The organism is Arthrobacter sp. SAFR-179 (genome assembly GCF_059414945.1).
On sequence record NZ_JBPFDM010000002.1, the window covers coordinates 427441 to 442263 of the forward strand.

Here is a 14823-nt window from a genome sequence, read left to right on the forward strand (position 1 = left end):
TGTGATGCTCGCTGCCGTTCTCTGACTTTGTCGCTTCATCCGTCCGGTGCCTGAGAGGTTTCTTCACCATGGCACTCGCGACCTTCAATACCGTCCCTGTTTGGCGCAGAGAGGAACCGGTGGAACCATGATAGAAGCCCTGCAGCGCCGCAGCAATCTACTGCGCGTGTGCTGCTTGGAACCCGGCGCTGCGCCTTCAGACGATCACGGACGTCCGCTCCACGACTGGCTTGTGGTGCTTCCGCACGACTTCCGCTTCGCCGGCTTCGAGTTCGTCGAGCCAGTCCAGCGCGTCGTCGTTCTCAAATGGCAAGTAGCCCCATGCACCGATCATTTGTCCCTCTCGGTTTGTGGTCCCGTCCCGGCACCAAGATGGCAGATTGGGCCGCTGCGGGTAAGGCATTCGGGGAGCGAAGGGGGGTGCTGGTGGGCCGTAAAAGTGGAGGGCCAGCATAGGCCTGTAGGAACTGGGGGCGTCTCTTTGCTTGTTTTGGAGCAGTGGATATTCGCTACCGCCGACGGCGGGCGTGACCTGAACTGCCGTACCCAGTTTCATCCGTCTGACCAAGCACCAAAGCTGCCCTTGTCCGTTAAGCATCGTCTTTGCCGCAGCGGAGAAAGCCCCTGTACAGGCTGCCGTCCTCGGTGTGTTCGTCGCATCGCTCATGCCGTATGTCCAGAGCCTGCACAGCAGGGCCTGGATCAGGTCGATTCCAATTCAAATCTCCATGAGGGCCTTCATTTGACCCGAGGGGGATGGTCAATCGTTAGATATGCGATCGACGTCCTAAGTAACCCTGCCTGCTCTGCATTCCTCTGCACAGTCCTACCACCAGCGCCTTAGCGCCCAGTTGTCTGAGGCACCGTCCCAGTCGGCTCCATCCTTGCCGCAATGAAGGCAGCGTCTGTACAGGTCTCCATCGTCGGAGTGTTCTGTGTGCCACTGGTGATGGATGTTGAGCTTGCACATTAAGTCTGAGAACATGACGAACTCCGATTGGACGAGCCGATGATCCCGGGAAAAACCGCGATCCACTGCTTAGTAGAAGTAGTCGCGGCTATGGGGATCTTGGGGGTGGTCGCGGCTGGAGAGCCTCCCCGACCAGCGGGCATTACTGGGATCCTTCTTCCCGCAATAGCTACATTGACGGCGGTACTCACCGTCATTCATTTGGGCTAGCCAACGATGGCCACCCCCCATCTGCAAAGCAGTTTCCGGATCATATGATGTTCTCTTCTGGAATTGCCCAGCCGTCTTCTGCTGGCCAGCGCATAGGGCCGTAAAGCTAATCATGGCCTCCGCGAAGCACCAGAAGAAGAGCCAATCAGTAAGGCCTAATCCAGCTTGCCCCTAGTCCCGGTCAGCCTGAAGAAGGTTTTCGGGTCGTCGGCGACCAGGAAGTCGTGGTGGAAGGCAATGGCGCCCGCCGGCTGGGTGTCCACGAACAGGACAACGACATCCCTCGAGTGGACCACGGCACGAGACCTTTGACCCGCCCACCGTACGACTGTCTCGGTCGCCATCGAAGCAGCCGTCCTCGTCCCACACCAGGTCCAGCTGTCCGTAATCGGTCTTCGGTCTGGATCATCTGGTCCAGCAGCACGCGTTCCACAGGCTCAGCGTAGCGCCGCTACTGGCGACCATCGTTCCGTCGGTCCTTCGGAAACCGCTCCGGGTGCTTCGGATCCCTGCCGCGTTCCCGCCCGTATTCGTCGCGCTGCCAGAGCGAGAACCGGATCGCAGCCGTTCCGAGAACGATGACGAATATGGTCTGGACGGCCACTTTTGCGATCAGGCAAGGCAAGGAGATGTTTGGGATAAAGTTCCACACCGCGAAGATGATCATGAACGGCAGGGACCAGTACGCGATGCGTATCAGCCTTCGTCGGGCTTCCTCTGTGGAGGCCGCAGACTTCCTTGCCTGAGGATCTTTCTGCGCGGCTTGCATGCCTGAAATGAACCACCGACTCCCGGCCCAGGCAAGGTGCTTGACCGGATCTTGTGGCGGGCTGGCTACGAGGATACCGGTTCGACGGTGTCCTGGATCTTCTGAAGCGTCGCTGGACTGGCGGCTATCTCGATAACTCCGCCATCGGAGTCCAGCGTGATGATCTGGAAGCCAAATGGGACAGCCTGCTTGTTGTCATTTCGGCTGGCTATTCGTGGCGGCAGTTCGGCGATACGCGGCCCGGTGAGGGCCCGGCTGCGGCCGCAGGGGATTAGCTCGTCGTCCACGGCCGGCTGGAAGTCGACCCGGCCTGGAGCCGGCGTTGGGATACCCATCTGCCAGCCGCCGCTCAGGGAACCCGGCAAACTGTTTGGATACCGCAGGAACATCAGAGACTGGCCGTGCTCATCTAGCCTCGCCGCGGTCCTACGGAAACGTTTCTGGGTGAAGTAGGCGCCTACAACAAAGATCAGCGCGTAGAACAACCCGCTAAACAGCGCATCGTCGATGCCCTCCCGAAAGATGAGCAGGAGCACTCCAACGTAGAAGGCAAAGGCGACGACGCCAAGCACTCCAATTCGTAGGCCCGAAGGCAGTTGCCGCCATTCATGGCGAGAGTCTAGGGGCCGACCTAAGCTTCCGCTACGGCAGATCACCCTCCGGGGTTACCGGCGGTCATGCGTTTGCAGTCTGAGTAATTCTGCTCGCCATTGATTCGCAGCATGGCGAGCAGTGACCGTAACGGTGAAGGGTCGAGTTCGACATGCCGTCACACGGACCAGGCTTCAGCGATGTCAACGGCATCTCTCATGGCCTGCACGCCATACGCATACGGGTCATTCGGTGGATTAACCGGTACGGCTACCTGAATCTTTAGGAGGCGATCGGCTTTCCGGAACATTCCGGTGCGAATTCCCTGGAAATCAGGAGCGATGAGATGTCCAGGTATTTGGAACTCGACGTTGATGTTCAAGCTTGAATCAAGGTGATTTCGTATACCTGACACGGCCCGCGATAGCCGCACGAGAGCGTCCCGCCATATCCTGCTCTCGACAGTAAACCCGCCGACGATGACTCCCACCGAGAGGGGTTCGGGCCGGTCGGCAATTGAACCAGTCACCGTTAGTCTGCCTCAGCCTCAGACCCGTCATCTGCAGTTCGCCGGCAGCGATGCGTTCAGCGGTGCGCCGGTACGCCTCCGCGATGTAGTCCTCAAGATCCTGCCGGCCAATGCGCCACATGCCCCTCTTATCTTGGGTAGCTGCTGGGTGTGAGGGACGTGCGTTTTGGCCCAGCCGGCCTCCATGACTGACACATTCGAGGCATCTGTGAGTAAGGCGGGACGTTGTGATCATGATCCTCTTCCCGAGGCCTTGAGCCTGCGCTTCGCTGCTGAAGAACTTTCGTTGCCACGATCTCGCTGTCGAGATTGATTTCCTACGCCATGAAAGAATGCCGTGTCCGCTCGCCGTAATGCACTCAGCAGGACTCCTCGTCCGAGGCGTAGCGTTGATCACCTGAGCCCACGCCGATGAGAGGGCGCAAGCGTCCTGTGAGCAACCGCGCGGACCGGCCAGGGACCAAGACCCCGGCTTCTATACCTTGCCCGCGACCACCATGTAGTTCTCGGCCTCAAGATCGAACGTGCTCAGTTCCGTCCGGAGTCCAACCCGGTGCAGCTCGACTTCGAGCTCCTCGTACCGATAGGGCCAGCAGGACAGCAGTTCCGAGCGGACAAGAACCAGCCCAGTCGCATCAACTTGGGCGATAGCAATCTCGATGTGGTGCTTATCCTCCCAATGCGGCGCAATCTCCCAGCGGTAGACCACGAGGGCATCGCGACCGTTCCGGCGGACGAGTCGGTCCCAGATGTCCAGCCGGGACCCTCTGGCCCTCACGAGTTCCCAAGTGCGGGATGTCAGCACCAAGCGCCCGCCAGGGCGCAGAAGCCGTGACATCGACTTCAAAGCAGCACCCCTGCCTGTCGCGCCCGCGGCATGGTGAAGCGAGTTGCCAACGCAGAACACCATGTCGAACGTCTCGTCCTCGAAATGGTCGGGCAACTCTTCCCAGTTCGCCCGCACGGCCCGGACGGTGGCCTCGAACTCCTCAGCCAACTCTGCAGTCCGGCGAACCATCGCTTCGCTGGCGTCAGTTGCGACAACCTGCATGCCACGACCGGCGAGGCCAACCGCCAACTGTCCAGTTCCGCACGAACAGTCGAGGACGTGAGCGTTCGACGGCAGGAGACTGAGGACGTCATCGAACGACGCAGCAAACTCGGCGGGAGGCAACTTTGCATCCCAGATGAGCCATTCGTACACCTCGGCAAGCACGTCATATTCCGTCACAACCACTACCTCCATCGCGCAGCAGACTCAAGGCTGGACGTCAGGCCATCAGCGGAGCAAGCCGGGCGCCAGTTTTCGCAAGGATAACCCGTACGCGCATGCCGCAAATAGCGCGAGCTGATCCCGCTCGGTCATTCGCCGTGTTCGGCGCGTGGGAACTATCAATACGTCCGAACTTGATACGCAGCGTGTCTAATAAGGACAAAGAGGGGTGCTTGTCAAGGGGCACGTAGACGTATCCCCAAAGCTGCAGATTCGCGCCCGGCATGCGGCTGGAAACGCGCCCTTCCACGGCCAATAGTTCGACCCTGGCAACCCTTGTCATGCTCGCTTTATTCGCTAGTCGCGGCTTCATGGCCGTCATGCAGGGTCGGGCCGTGCGACCGGCCCGGCCCATTTACCAAGCAGGTCCTTGTTTGCCTCTCGTAGGGCATCGAAGCCAGTGTCGGGGAAGCGCTCGCGGCGCCCCCACCAGGCCTTCGGGGTCCGGGAGATCACCATCCTTTTGTCCTCGTCGAGGGGGAAGCTGTGCCAGGCGTCCTCCGGCATCAGGTCGTGATGCCCGGGTCCGAGAACCTGAAAGGCAAAAATTCCGGGTACCAGCGTCTTCACGAAGGAATGATCAGCTGCGAACTCGGAGTCTGAGGGGCCTGGAACATGCGGGCTTATCATCACGCTGTTCGGTGTGACGGCCCCGAAATGGTTGAGCGTGACTGCGGCGTAGTCGTACAACGGCGCCAGGTCCTGGAGCAACGCAGTGAGAACGTTGAGGCCGTCCGGTGCCCCGTCCTTGTACTCGACTCCGACATGAATCCACCCCTCGCGTGAAAAGTTCGCGTACCAGTCACCGTGTTTGGTGGGAAAGAGCAGATTGGCCCATCCGACATCTCCACAGCACTGTTTGAGTACTGCGGCGGCCTGATCGGGCTCGCACCGAGTCATCGTGAAGTGGAGGCCCGCGAGGATCGGGCCTGTGGTGTTGTCCGCAGCCCACCTGGTCAGGCGATCCACCAAGGCCGGGAACGCCGGCGATCCAACGGCCCAACACGACTGGTTGTCTTTCACGGCCCGGGATGCCAGCGGCATCCAGTCGTTGTCGAACGCGGCGTCAGGTGCGCAGATGGAGGCGTTGTAGGCAAACCGCGGCCGCTTGCGGGGCCGGGGACCGGGCCTGTCCGCGCATGCCGTGATACTCCCAGTGAAGCCCAAAGGCTGTAGCAATTCGGCGATGGTCTGCGCGATCCGAACAGCGTAGCTGGGAGAAATCGGAGACACATAAATCGCAATTCCTTGGCTGACCTGTACGGCATGGAACCGCTGGTGGGGCACCGAAGGAAGAGAAATCCCCGCAATGAGGTCGTTGACGTCCGCAACAGCGGGCAGCGCAGAGCCCGGGGCAGGGGCGCAGAAGAATCCTAGGTCGATGATGGAGTTCATATTCACTCTGCGGATCTTCGCGGCCTCGATGGTCACGGCGCCAACAGTCAGATGGTTGCCCGGGGGTGTCCTCATGAACCGATCCAAGCGGGGTGGTCCTCCCGGAGCAAGGGATTCAACCAGCCTTGATCGAGACTTCAACTACCCGCCGGCTCCTGCAAAGCCAGCTGGCCGGATACAGCCGTGAAGGTTCGCTCAACTCTCTTGCTCCCGCCGGCCAAGCATTAGCGTGAGTAGGCAAGGGGTGACGGATGGGCGGACTGGACGACTTGATGGCTGGGTCCGATGACCGGCAAGCTACGGCGGAACCTGGCGGACCTGCTCAGCACCGAAGAGATCGCCGCACTCGCCGCGCGCAGCGCCCGGCTGCGGCTGGCAGGGCGGTTCCCGGCTCCACGCGGCGACATGCCCGCGGTGTCCTCGCCGCTGTTCTAGGGGAATCACAGCCCCTGGCTCTGAAACATGCTCCACGCTGAAACGGCCCCGCACTGGACGTGCGGGGCCGTTTCGAACAGCAGCCTTTGGTGATGATGAAAGCCGGACTTAGAAGTCCCAGTCCTCGTCTTCGGTGTTGACTGCCTTGCCGATCACGTAGGAGGAGCCAGACCCGGAGAAGAAGTCGTGGTTCTCGTCGGCGTTCGGCGACAGCGCCGAAAGGATGGCCGGGTTCACGTCGGTGACGGACGCCGGGAACATGGCCTCGTAGCCCAGGTTCATCAGCGCCTTGTTGGCGTTGTAGTGCAGGAACTTCTTGACGTCCTCGGCCAGGCCGACGCCGTCGTAGAGGTCGTGCGTGTACTGGACCTCGTTTTCGTACAGTTCGAAGAGCAGCTCGAACGTGTAGTCCTTGATTTCCTGGCGGCGCTCCGGCGAAACAGCCTCCAGGCCGCGCTGGAACTTGTAGCCGATGTAGTAGCCGTGCACGGCCTCATCGCGGATGATCAGGCGGATCAGGTCAGCCGTGTTCGTCAGCTTGGCCCGGGAGGACCAGTACATGGGCAGGTAGAAGCCCGAGTAGAACAGGAAGCTCTCCAGCAGGGTGGAAGCGACCTTCCGCTTCAGGGGGTCGTCGCCCTGGTAGTAGTCCATGACGATCTGGGCCTTCTTTTGAAGGTTCTCGTTCTCGGTGGACCAGCGGAATGCCTCGTCGATCTCCTTGGTGGAGGCCAGCGTGGAGAAGATGGAGGAGTAGCTCTTGGCGTGCACGGACTCCATGAACGCGATGTTCGTGTAGACGGCTTCCTCATGCGGGGTCAGCGCATCCGGGATCAGGGAGACAGCGCCCACCGTGCCCTGGATGGTGTCCAGCAGGGTGAGGCCGGTAAACACGCGCATGGTGAGCTGCTGCTCAGCGGGCGTCAGCGTGTTCCACGACTGGACATCGTTGGACAGCGGCACCTTCTCCGGCAGCCAGAAGTTGTTGACCAGGCGGTTCCAGACGTCCACGTCCTTGTCGTCCTGGATACGGTTCCAGTTGATGGCCTCGACGTGGCTCAGCAGCTTGACCTTCTCGGTCATGTCATCCCCTATGCGTTGGGTGGTTTTTCTCTAAGTTAAAGCGTACGACGGCGGGCGGGCACCCGCCGTCGTACTTCACTAGTTAGTTGAAGAATCAACTAAAGCATGCAGGAAACGCAACCCTCAACCTCAGTCCCTTCCAGCGCGAGCTGGCGGAGACGGATGTAGTAGATGGTCTTGATGCCCTTCTTCCAGGCGTAGATCTGGGCCTTGTTGATGTCGCGGGTGGTGGCGGTGTCCTTGAAGAACAGCGTCAGCGACAGGCCCTGGTCCACGTGCTGGGTTGCGGCAGCGTAGGTGTCGATGACCTTCTCGTAGCCGATCTCGTACGCGTCCTGGTAGTACTCCAGGTTGTCGTTGGTCAGGTACGGCGCCGGGTAGTACACGCGGCCCAGCTTGCCTTCCTTGCGGATCTCAATCTTGGACGCCACCGGGTGGATCGAGGAGGTGGAGTTGTTGATGTAGGAGATCGATCCGGTGGGCGGTACCGCCTGCAGGTTTTGGTTGTAGATGCCGTGCTCCATGACCGAAGCCTTCAGAGCCAGCCAGTCAGCCTGCGTGGGGATGTGGACGTTCTTGAACAGCTCGCGGACCTTCTCGGTCTGAGGCACCCACTCCTGCTCCGTGTACTTGTCGAAGAACTCACCCGACGCGTACTTGGACTTCTCGAAGCCGCCGAACGTCTGTCCGGTCTCGATGGCCAGCAGGTTGGAGGCACGGACGGCGTGGTACACCACCGAGTAGAAGTAGATGTTGGTGAAGTCCAGGCCCTCTTCGGAGCCGTAATGGACCCGCTCACGCGCCAGGTAGCCGTGCAGGTTCATCTGGCCCAGGCCAATGGCGTGGCTCTGGTCGTTGCCCTTGGCGATGGAAGGCACCGAGGTGATGTTGGACATGTCCGAGACAGCCGAGAGCGAGCGGATGGCCGTCTCGATGGTCAGGCCGAAGTCCGGGCTGTCCATGGTCTTGGCGATGTTCAGCGAACCAAGGTTGCAGGAGATGTCCTTGCCGGTGTCGGCGTAGGAGAGGTCATCGTTGTACGTGGTGGGCTGGGAGACCTGGAGGATCTCCGAGCACAGGTTGGACATGATGATCTTGCCGTCGATCGGGTTGGCCCGGTTTACGGTGTCCTCGAACATGATGTACGGGTAGCCGGACTCGAACTGGATCTCGGCGAGGGTCTGGAAAAACTCCCGCGCCTTGATCTTGGTCTTCTTGATCCGGGAATCGTCCACCATCTCGTAGTACTTCTCAGTGACCGAGACGTCCGAGAACGGCATGCCGTAGACGCGTTCGACGTCGTACGGCGAGAACAGGTACATGTCCTCGTCCTTCTTGGCCAGCTCGAAGGTGATGTCCGGGATGACGACGCCCAGGGAGAGGGTCTTGATGCGGATCTTCTCGTCCGCGTTCTCCCGCTTGGTGTCCAGGAACCGGTAGATGTCCGGGTGGTGCGCATGCAGGTACACGGCGCCGGCACCCTGGCGGGCACCGAGCTGGTTGGCGTAGGAGAAGCTGTCTTCGAGGAGCTTCATCACGGGGATGACGCCGGAGGACTGGTTCTCGATCTGCTTGATGGGCGCGCCCACCTCGCGGATGTTGGTCAGCGCGAACGCCACGCCGCCGCCGCGCTTGGACAGCTGCAGTGCGGAGTTGATGGAGCGGCCGATCGACTCCATGTTGTCCTCGATACGGAGCAGGAAGCAGGAGACCAGCTCGCCGCGCTGCTTCTTGCCCGCATTAAGGAACGTGGGGGTGGCCGGCTGGAAGCGGCCTTCGATGATCTCATCCACCATCTGCAGGGCAAGCGGCTCGTTGCCGCGCGCCAGGTGCAGGGCCACCATGCAGACACGGTCCTCGTAGCGCTCCAGGAAACGCTTGCCGTCGAACGTCTTGAGCGTGTACGAGGTGTAGAACTTAAAGGCGCCCAGGAAGGTCTCGAAGCGGAACTTCTTCTTGTACGCGCGGTTGAACAGCTCACGGATGAAGTTCATCGTGTACTGGTCCAGCGTCTCGCGCTCGTAGTACTGGTTCTTCACCAAGTAGTCGAGCTTCTCCTCCAGGTCATGGAAGAACACAGTGTTGTTGTTCACGTGCTGCAGGAAGTACTGGTGGGCGGCCTCGCGGTCGGCACCGAACTGGATTTCGCCGTTGGGACCATAAAGGTTCAGCATGGCGTTCAGCTCGTGATAGCCCAGCCCCTTGTAGGCGGCGGGCATCTCAGGCTTCTGGGACCTGGTTACTTCTGTGTCTGCGACAGTCGTGTCCAAAATGTGTCCAATCCTTGGTTGACCCGGGTAACGTCTTCCGGCGTTCCCATAAGTTCGAATCGATAGAGGTGGGGTACCTCGCATTTGGCGGCGATGATGTCCGCGGCCATGCAGTAGTTGTCCCCGAAGTTTGTGTTGCCGGCACCAATCACGCCGCGGAGCAGTTCCCTGTTCTGCGGGTTGTTGAGGAACCGGATGACCTGCTTGGGAACCGAACCCTCTCCCCCGGTGCCACCATATGTGGGCACCACCAGCACGAACGGCCGGGTGGCGAGGAGGGGTGCGTCCTTTGGATAGAGCGGGATCCGGGCCACCTCACGGCCAAGCTTCGCGACGAAGCGGCTGGTGTTCTCGGATGAGGAGGAAAAGTAGATGAGCTGGCTGCCGGTGGAAACCGGTGCAGCCTCTTTCTGTGGCCCGGCCGGCGGGGACACCTCCACGCGCTGAGCCGCGTGGATCGGAACAACCTGGTGAATTGGCAAGGCCTCGTGGTCATGCTGTGCTGCTGGTGCTGCCACGTGAGTCACCTCAGCTGGTTGATGGTTGCCGGCAGGAAAAGCAGAACTCCTAGGCCACGGAGGAAACGGCGGACAGTGCCAGTTCCTCGATCTTGTCCGGACGGAAGCCTGACCAGTGGTCCTGGTCCGTGACAACAACGGGAGCCTGCATGTAGCCCAGTGCCTTCAGGCGCTCGAGTGCCTCGGCGTCCTGGGAGATGTCAACGCTCTGGTAGGTGATGCCCTTCTTGTCGAGCGCGCGGTAGGTGGCGTTGCACTGAACACAAGCAGGCTTCGTGTAAACCGTTACGGTCATTGTCCCTGTCCCCTTAGTTGAAATCTTTGCTGGTTCGGTGTCCCCGTCCAGCTGTATGTAGATACTACATGTAGTGCAGACGCCTCTTTGGAACCCCAAGATGATGTATTACAAGTATGTCATTTAATGCACCTTTAATCCACAGGCATGAGCCGTAAAAATGCCCGTGATCGCGGGTTTTTTGCCCTCTGGGTCCACACCCTGTGGAGTACTTAGCCACATTTAAAGATCAGCGTGTCGCGGGGCTGCGGCGTGTCGGCATCCGTTTCCCGGCACAGGAAAAGGGTCCCCGACCACTACATGTAGTGGTCGGGGACCCTCTGATTCCGCGGCTGCGGCGGGGGAATTGCCGGCTGCCCGGAGCCGGCTTACGGTTTGGAGTGGTTGAGCCTGGCGATTGCCGTGGACAAGGCAGTGGCGAAGCCGCACCAGGCTGCATAGGGGGCCAGCGATACCCCTGCGGCACGGTTCAGCTGGTACGTTCGGCGCACCAGGTCGGCACTGCTGGCTGCCAGCACCGCAGCCTCGGCTGCTGCCAGCCACGGCCGGCGGGAGCGCCAGAAGAACCAGCTCCACGATGCATTCAGGACCAGGTTTACCGCCAAGGCACCGCGATACGCGCGCAGCTCCCGGCGATGGTCCTTCCTGACGGGGCCGGGACTGTCGTGAGCCCTATCCAGTTCAGTTGCCCTGTCCAGTGCCACGGCAGACGTCACCGCAAGGTCCGCATACAGCGCTGTCCACACCACCGGGAAGGCGAGGGCGGGCGGCTGCCAGTCCGGTTTGCGCAGTCCCAGGTACCAGCTGCTCTGTGGATCCGTGGCAACTCCGCCGGCCGCCGCTGTGGCGGCCGTCGCCGCCGTCGTCCATGCCAGTGTCTTCAGTTTCATGCCCGAATCCTCCCTCTTGCCCCTCCCGAATGCTAGAGCTGCGCCTCCCGGCGGTCCAGCACGATCTGCTGCACGTCCAGGTAGCCGGACTGGAAGCCGGCGCGTGAGTAGCAAAGGTAGAACAGCCACATCCGCTGGAAGACCGCGTCAAAGCCGAGCTCGCCGACTTCCCGGGACCGGGACAGGAACCGTTCCTCCCACAGACGCAAGGTTGCCGCGTAGTGGTCACCCATGCCCATGCGCTCCCGCACCCGCAGGGTGGTGTGCAGCTGGGTCACGCCCTCGATGGCGCGGACGGACGGCAGGAAGCCGCCGGGGAAGATGTATTTGTGCACCCAGGTGTAGGCGTTGCGGGTGGCCAACATGCGCCCGTGCGGCATGGTGATGGCCTGGATGGCCACCTTGCCGCCGGGTGCCAGGACGCGGTCGATGGTCTGGAAATAGATGGGCCAGTACTCGTACCCCACGGCCTCAATCATTTCCACCGAGACGATAGCGTCGTACTCGCCTTCGACGGCACGGTAGTCCTGCAGGGCCACCGTTACCCGGTCCGCGTATCCGGCATCCTCGATGCGTTCCTGCGCCAGCGCCTGCTGTTCGCTGGACAGCGTGACGCTGTAGACGGTGGCACCGCGGGCGGCGGCACGCAGGGCAAGCTCGCCCCAGCCGGTGCCGATTTCCAGCAGCCGCGTCCCCTCGCCCACGCCGGCCTTGTCCAGCAACCGGTCGATCTTGGCCCGCTGGGCTTCGGCCAGGAAGTCCCATGGGACGTCGAAGAGCGGCCCCGCATTCTCGGGGAACAGCGCGGAGGAGTAGCTCATGGTGGAGTCCAGGAAGTTGAAGAACAGGTCGTTGGACAGGTCGTAGTGCCGGGAGATGTTGCTGCGGGTGTTTTGTTCGGCGTTGCGTTCCTGGCGGGGGGTCCGGGGCAGGTACAGCGAGCGCAGTTTCTGCAGCGGCATGGGGATCAGCGTGTCCACGGAGGCGGCGAAAACTTCCAGCAGCGCGGCGAGGTCCGAAGCTTCCCAGTCGCCGGCCATGAAGGATTCGCCCAGGCCGATCAGGCCATTGTCGCCGATCCGCGCCTCGAAAGCTTGGGGGCGCAGCATGGTCATCACGGGGGCTTCCGGTCCGCCGGTCCCCAGAACCGAGCCGTCCGGGTATTCAACGCGCAGCGGCAGCCGCTTAACCGCACCCTTGAACAGCAGCCCGGCGGCCTTTCCGGCCACATCGGCCTTGAGGCCCGACGGCGGCTGGGCAACACCGGGCCACAGGTCAGGGTCGATGGTGGCCGGCGCCGCCGGTACCCCGGTTGCGGTCCAGGCTTCGGGCACGCTTCCGGTGGAATGGCTGCCGGCCTTGTCTTCCAGACGGCCTGCGGTGGTGCCGTTATCGTCCGTCATGGTCATTGAACTGCCTCCTGTGAGGTGTGGTGTGGTCTGGCGACGACGGGCAGGCGTCTTGCCCAGAGTTTAATGCCCTGTACCCGGATCAGGGCGGATACCAGCAGCGGCGCGGCAGGAGCCGCGAAAGCCGCTGCCAGGATGTTGCGGCTGGTGGCAGGCCTGCGCCGGCCATCCATGGTGGCGACGAAGGGCCGGTGCCCCTCCCGGTCCAGGATGATGGAAACGGCCAGCCGGTCCCCCGGCGCCGGAAGCTTCATCCGGTACTCGCCGTCCACATCGTTGAAGGGTGAAACGTAGAACGCCTTCGGCACCGAGGCACGTCCGGAGGGATCGGTCCGCAGCAGGTAGCAGTGCCGCTCCCCGTAGGTGTTGTGGACCTCGGCCACCACGCACTGCAGTTCGCCGGTGGACCGGTAGCACCAGAACAGGGTGAGCGGGTTGAAGACGTAGCCAAAGACCCTGGCACTGGTGAGCATGTGGATGGGGCCGCCGTCGGGCTCCATTCCTTGCGTCCTCAGGTACCGCTCCACGTTGGCCCGGATGCCGGCGTCGGGATCGCCAAGGTGGTCCGCGGCGCGGAACACTGCCAGCGGCCGGAGCAGGAACGGCAGGCGCGGAAGCTGGTCCACGTCCACAAACCAGCTGTAGCTCCGGTAGGTGAACGCATTCTTTAAGGGACTGCGCCGCACATGGGAGATGGATGTGCGGTAGATCGAGGCGTCCATGGTCATGCAGGTTCCGGGGCGAGCAGTTCCCGCTCCCCCTCGCCGAAGGACTCCGTGGAGTCCTCCGCGCGGGCCACCGGCCAGCTGCGGCCAAGTTTCTCCGCGGCGCGCACACCGGAGAGGGCGCCGTCCTCGTGGAATCCCCAGCCAAGGTATGCCCCGGCGTAGGCGATCCGGCTGTTGCTCAGCGCGGTGATGGCCTGCTGGGCCTGGAGGGATTCGGGCGTGTACTGCGGGTGTTCGTAGACCATGCGCTCCAGCACTGCAGTGTCGCCGATCAGGTCCGACTCCCCCAGGCTCACCAGGTAGGGCTTGCCGTCCGCAGGGGTCAGCCGCTGCAGCCGGGTCAGGTCGTAGCTCACCAGGACCTTGTCCGGGCGGGCGTCGCAGGCGGGGAGCCGGTAGTTCCAGGACGCCTTGGCGTTGTCCGCCGCCGGGAGGACTGCAGGGTCCCGGTGGAATACCGTGTGGTTTATCGAGTACGGCATCCTGCCCAGCGCCTCCTTCTCCTCAGGGGTGGCGTCTGCCAGGAACCCGAGCGCCTGCGCAGGATGGGTGGCTATGACGACGGCGTCAAAGTCTTCCAGCCCGCTGTCCGTGGCGAGCTCCACGCCGTCGGGGAGGCGCCGGATGGCGGTGACGGGTGCGTTGAGCCGGACGTCGGCCAGCGTCGCGGCGAGCTTTTCGACGTACCGGGCTGAGCCGCCGGTGACGGTGCGCCACTGCGGCGAGCCCTTGATGCCCAGCATGCCGTGGTGGCCCAGGAACGTGAAGAGGTACCGCGCGGGATAAGCCAGGGCGGTGGTGGGATCGCAGGACCAGACTGCGCTGACCACGGGGGTCATGAAGTGGGAGATGAAGTAGGGGCTGAACTTCTCCCGTTCCAAAAACGCGCCAAGGGTCAGTTCCGGCATCTCCACCTCGTCGCTGACAGCCGACGGCGGCGCGGTCCTGAGCAGTTCCCGCGCCTTCCGGTAAAAACGGGTGACCTCCAGCAGCATCAGCAGGTAGCGTCCCCGCAGCAGGCTGGAGGGCTTGGCGATGATGCCGCGGGCGCCGTCCCGGGCCCCCGCGTATTCCAGCCCGCACCCGTCGCAGCGGATGGACATGCTCATCTCGGAATCCTGGGTTTCGACGCCAAGCTCGGCGAACAACCGCAGCAGGGTGGGATAGGTCCGTTCGTTGTGCACGATGAACCCGGTGTCCACCCCGATGATGGTGCCTTCGGGCTGTGGCATGTCGTGGGTGTGGGCATGGCCGCCCAGCCTCGAATCCGCCTCAAACAGGGTGACGTCGTCCTGCCGGTTCAAAACGTAGGCCGCCGTCAATCCGGCCACGCCGCTGCCGATCACGGCAACGCGGCGCCGGCCGCCTGCACTTCCTGCTGGGTCAAGTGACAATTCATGCTCCTCTGCTGAACATTTGCCGCTGGGCTGGGTATACAGACGGTTGTTCGGTGCGGTA

14 protein-coding genes and 1 pseudogene are annotated in these 14823 nt (G+C 62.2%); 1 reads left to right on the forward strand and 14 read right to left on the reverse strand.

Features of this window, described 5'->3' with window-relative positions:
• Positions 1 to 196: 196 nt before the first annotated feature.
• The 6 genes from ACR65K_RS06350 to ACR65K_RS06375 form a co-directional block, all read right to left on the reverse strand.
• The gene (locus ACR65K_RS06350; RefSeq protein ID WP_440151830.1) at positions 197 to 667 is read right to left on the reverse strand and encodes a DUF4259 domain-containing protein; all 471 of its coding nucleotides are present in this window, start codon (positions 665 to 667) and stop codon (positions 197 to 199) included.
• 668 nt (positions 668 to 1335) lie between these two features.
• Complete coding sequence (locus ACR65K_RS06355; RefSeq protein WP_156386204.1) at positions 1336 to 1476, reverse strand: hypothetical protein; 141 nt, start codon at positions 1474 to 1476, stop codon at positions 1336 to 1338.
• A gap of 155 nt (positions 1477 to 1631) precedes the next feature.
• Positions 1632 to 1949, reverse strand: a complete 318-nt coding sequence (locus ACR65K_RS06360; RefSeq protein ID WP_156386203.1) for a hypothetical protein — start codon at positions 1947 to 1949, stop codon at positions 1632 to 1634.
• Between the two features lie 65 nt (positions 1950 to 2014).
• On the reverse strand, positions 2015 to 2521 hold the full coding sequence (locus ACR65K_RS06365) for a hypothetical protein (RefSeq protein ID WP_056336340.1): 507 nt from the start codon (positions 2519 to 2521) through the stop codon (positions 2015 to 2017).
• 1023 nt (positions 2522 to 3544) lie between these two features.
• The gene (locus ACR65K_RS06370; RefSeq protein WP_056336847.1) at positions 3545 to 4300 is read right to left on the reverse strand and encodes a class I SAM-dependent methyltransferase; all 756 of its coding nucleotides are present in this window, start codon (positions 4298 to 4300) and stop codon (positions 3545 to 3547) included.
• Positions 4301 to 4660: 360 nt separating this feature from the next.
• Positions 4661 to 5773, reverse strand: a complete 1113-nt coding sequence (locus ACR65K_RS06375) for a hypothetical protein (protein ID WP_440151831.1) — start codon at positions 5771 to 5773, stop codon at positions 4661 to 4663.
• Positions 5774 to 6028: 255 nt separating this feature from the next.
• Here ACR65K_RS06375 and ACR65K_RS06380 point away from each other — a divergent pair.
• Positions 6029 to 6172: pseudogene (locus ACR65K_RS06380) on the forward strand (SCO1664 family protein); the annotation flags it as partial.
• Between the two features lie 108 nt (positions 6173 to 6280).
• On the opposite strand, the gene nrdF reads toward ACR65K_RS06380, so the two are convergent.
• The 8 genes from nrdF to ACR65K_RS06420 form a co-directional block, all read right to left on the reverse strand.
• Positions 6281 to 7255: a class 1b ribonucleoside-diphosphate reductase subunit beta gene (gene nrdF / locus ACR65K_RS06385; RefSeq protein WP_013601219.1), complete on the reverse strand. Its 975-nt coding sequence runs from the start codon at positions 7253 to 7255 to the stop codon at positions 6281 to 6283.
• A 98-nt stretch (positions 7256 to 7353) separates the two neighbouring features.
• The gene (gene nrdE, locus ACR65K_RS06390; protein WP_440151926.1) at positions 7354 to 9474 is read right to left on the reverse strand and encodes a class 1b ribonucleoside-diphosphate reductase subunit alpha; all 2121 of its coding nucleotides are present in this window, start codon (positions 9472 to 9474) and stop codon (positions 7354 to 7356) included.
• 20 nt (positions 9475 to 9494) lie between these two features.
• Positions 9495 to 9965, reverse strand: a complete 471-nt coding sequence (nrdI, locus tag ACR65K_RS06395) for a class Ib ribonucleoside-diphosphate reductase assembly flavoprotein NrdI (RefSeq protein WP_440151927.1) — start codon at positions 9963 to 9965, stop codon at positions 9495 to 9497.
• A 127-nt stretch (positions 9966 to 10092) separates the two neighbouring features.
• Entirely contained in the window at positions 10093 to 10338 is a 246-nt protein-coding gene (gene nrdH / locus ACR65K_RS06400) for a glutaredoxin-like protein NrdH (protein ID WP_013601222.1), read from the reverse strand.
• A gap of 368 nt (positions 10339 to 10706) precedes the next feature.
• Positions 10707 to 11228 carry a TspO/MBR family protein gene (locus ACR65K_RS06405; RefSeq protein ID WP_440151832.1) on the reverse strand — a complete coding sequence of 174 codons (522 nt, stop codon included), beginning with the start codon at positions 11226 to 11228 and terminating at the stop codon, positions 10707 to 10709.
• A 32-nt stretch (positions 11229 to 11260) separates the two neighbouring features.
• Positions 11261 to 12637, reverse strand: coding sequence for a class I SAM-dependent methyltransferase (locus ACR65K_RS06410; RefSeq protein ID WP_440151833.1), 1377 nt, complete (start codon positions 12635 to 12637; stop codon positions 11261 to 11263).
• The gene (locus ACR65K_RS06415) at positions 12634 to 13365 is read right to left on the reverse strand and encodes a DUF1365 domain-containing protein (RefSeq protein ID WP_440151834.1); all 732 of its coding nucleotides are present in this window, start codon (positions 13363 to 13365) and stop codon (positions 12634 to 12636) included. The genes ACR65K_RS06410 and ACR65K_RS06415 overlap by 4 nt, the downstream gene beginning before the upstream one ends.
• Positions 13362 to 14759: an NAD(P)/FAD-dependent oxidoreductase gene (locus tag ACR65K_RS06420; protein WP_440151836.1), complete on the reverse strand. Its 1398-nt coding sequence runs from the start codon at positions 14757 to 14759 to the stop codon at positions 13362 to 13364. The genes ACR65K_RS06415 and ACR65K_RS06420 overlap by 4 nt, the downstream gene beginning before the upstream one ends.
• Between the last annotated feature and the right edge of the window lie 64 nt (positions 14760 to 14823).

Excerpts from the sequence above, each read along its gene's own strand:
- ACR65K_RS06350 (WP_440151830.1), bottom strand. The coding sequence starts at position 667 with ATGAGCGATGCGACGAACACACCGAGGACGGCAGCCTGTACAGGGGCT.
- ACR65K_RS06360 (WP_156386203.1), bottom strand. The coding sequence starts at position 1,949 with ATGCAAGCCGCGCAGAAAGATCCTCAGGCAAGGAAGTCTGCGGCCTCC.
- nrdF (WP_013601219.1), bottom strand. The coding sequence starts at position 7,255 with ATGACCGAGAAGGTCAAGCTGCTGAGCCACGTCGAGGCCATCAACTGG.
- ACR65K_RS06410 (WP_440151833.1), bottom strand. The coding sequence starts at position 12,637 with ATGACCATGACGGACGATAACGGCACCACCGCAGGCCGTCTGGAAGAC.
- ACR65K_RS06405 (WP_440151832.1), bottom strand. The coding sequence starts at position 11,228 with ATGAAACTGAAGACACTGGCATGGACGACGGCGGCGACGGCCGCCACA.
- nrdH (WP_013601222.1), bottom strand. The coding sequence starts at position 10,338 with ATGACCGTAACGGTTTACACGAAGCCTGCTTGTGTTCAGTGCAACGCC.
- nrdE (WP_440151926.1), bottom strand. The coding sequence starts at position 9,474 with ATGCCCGCCGCCTACAAGGGGCTGGGCTATCACGAGCTGAACGCCATG.
- ACR65K_RS06415 (WP_440151834.1), bottom strand. The coding sequence starts at position 13,365 with ATGACCATGGACGCCTCGATCTACCGCACATCCATCTCCCATGTGCGG.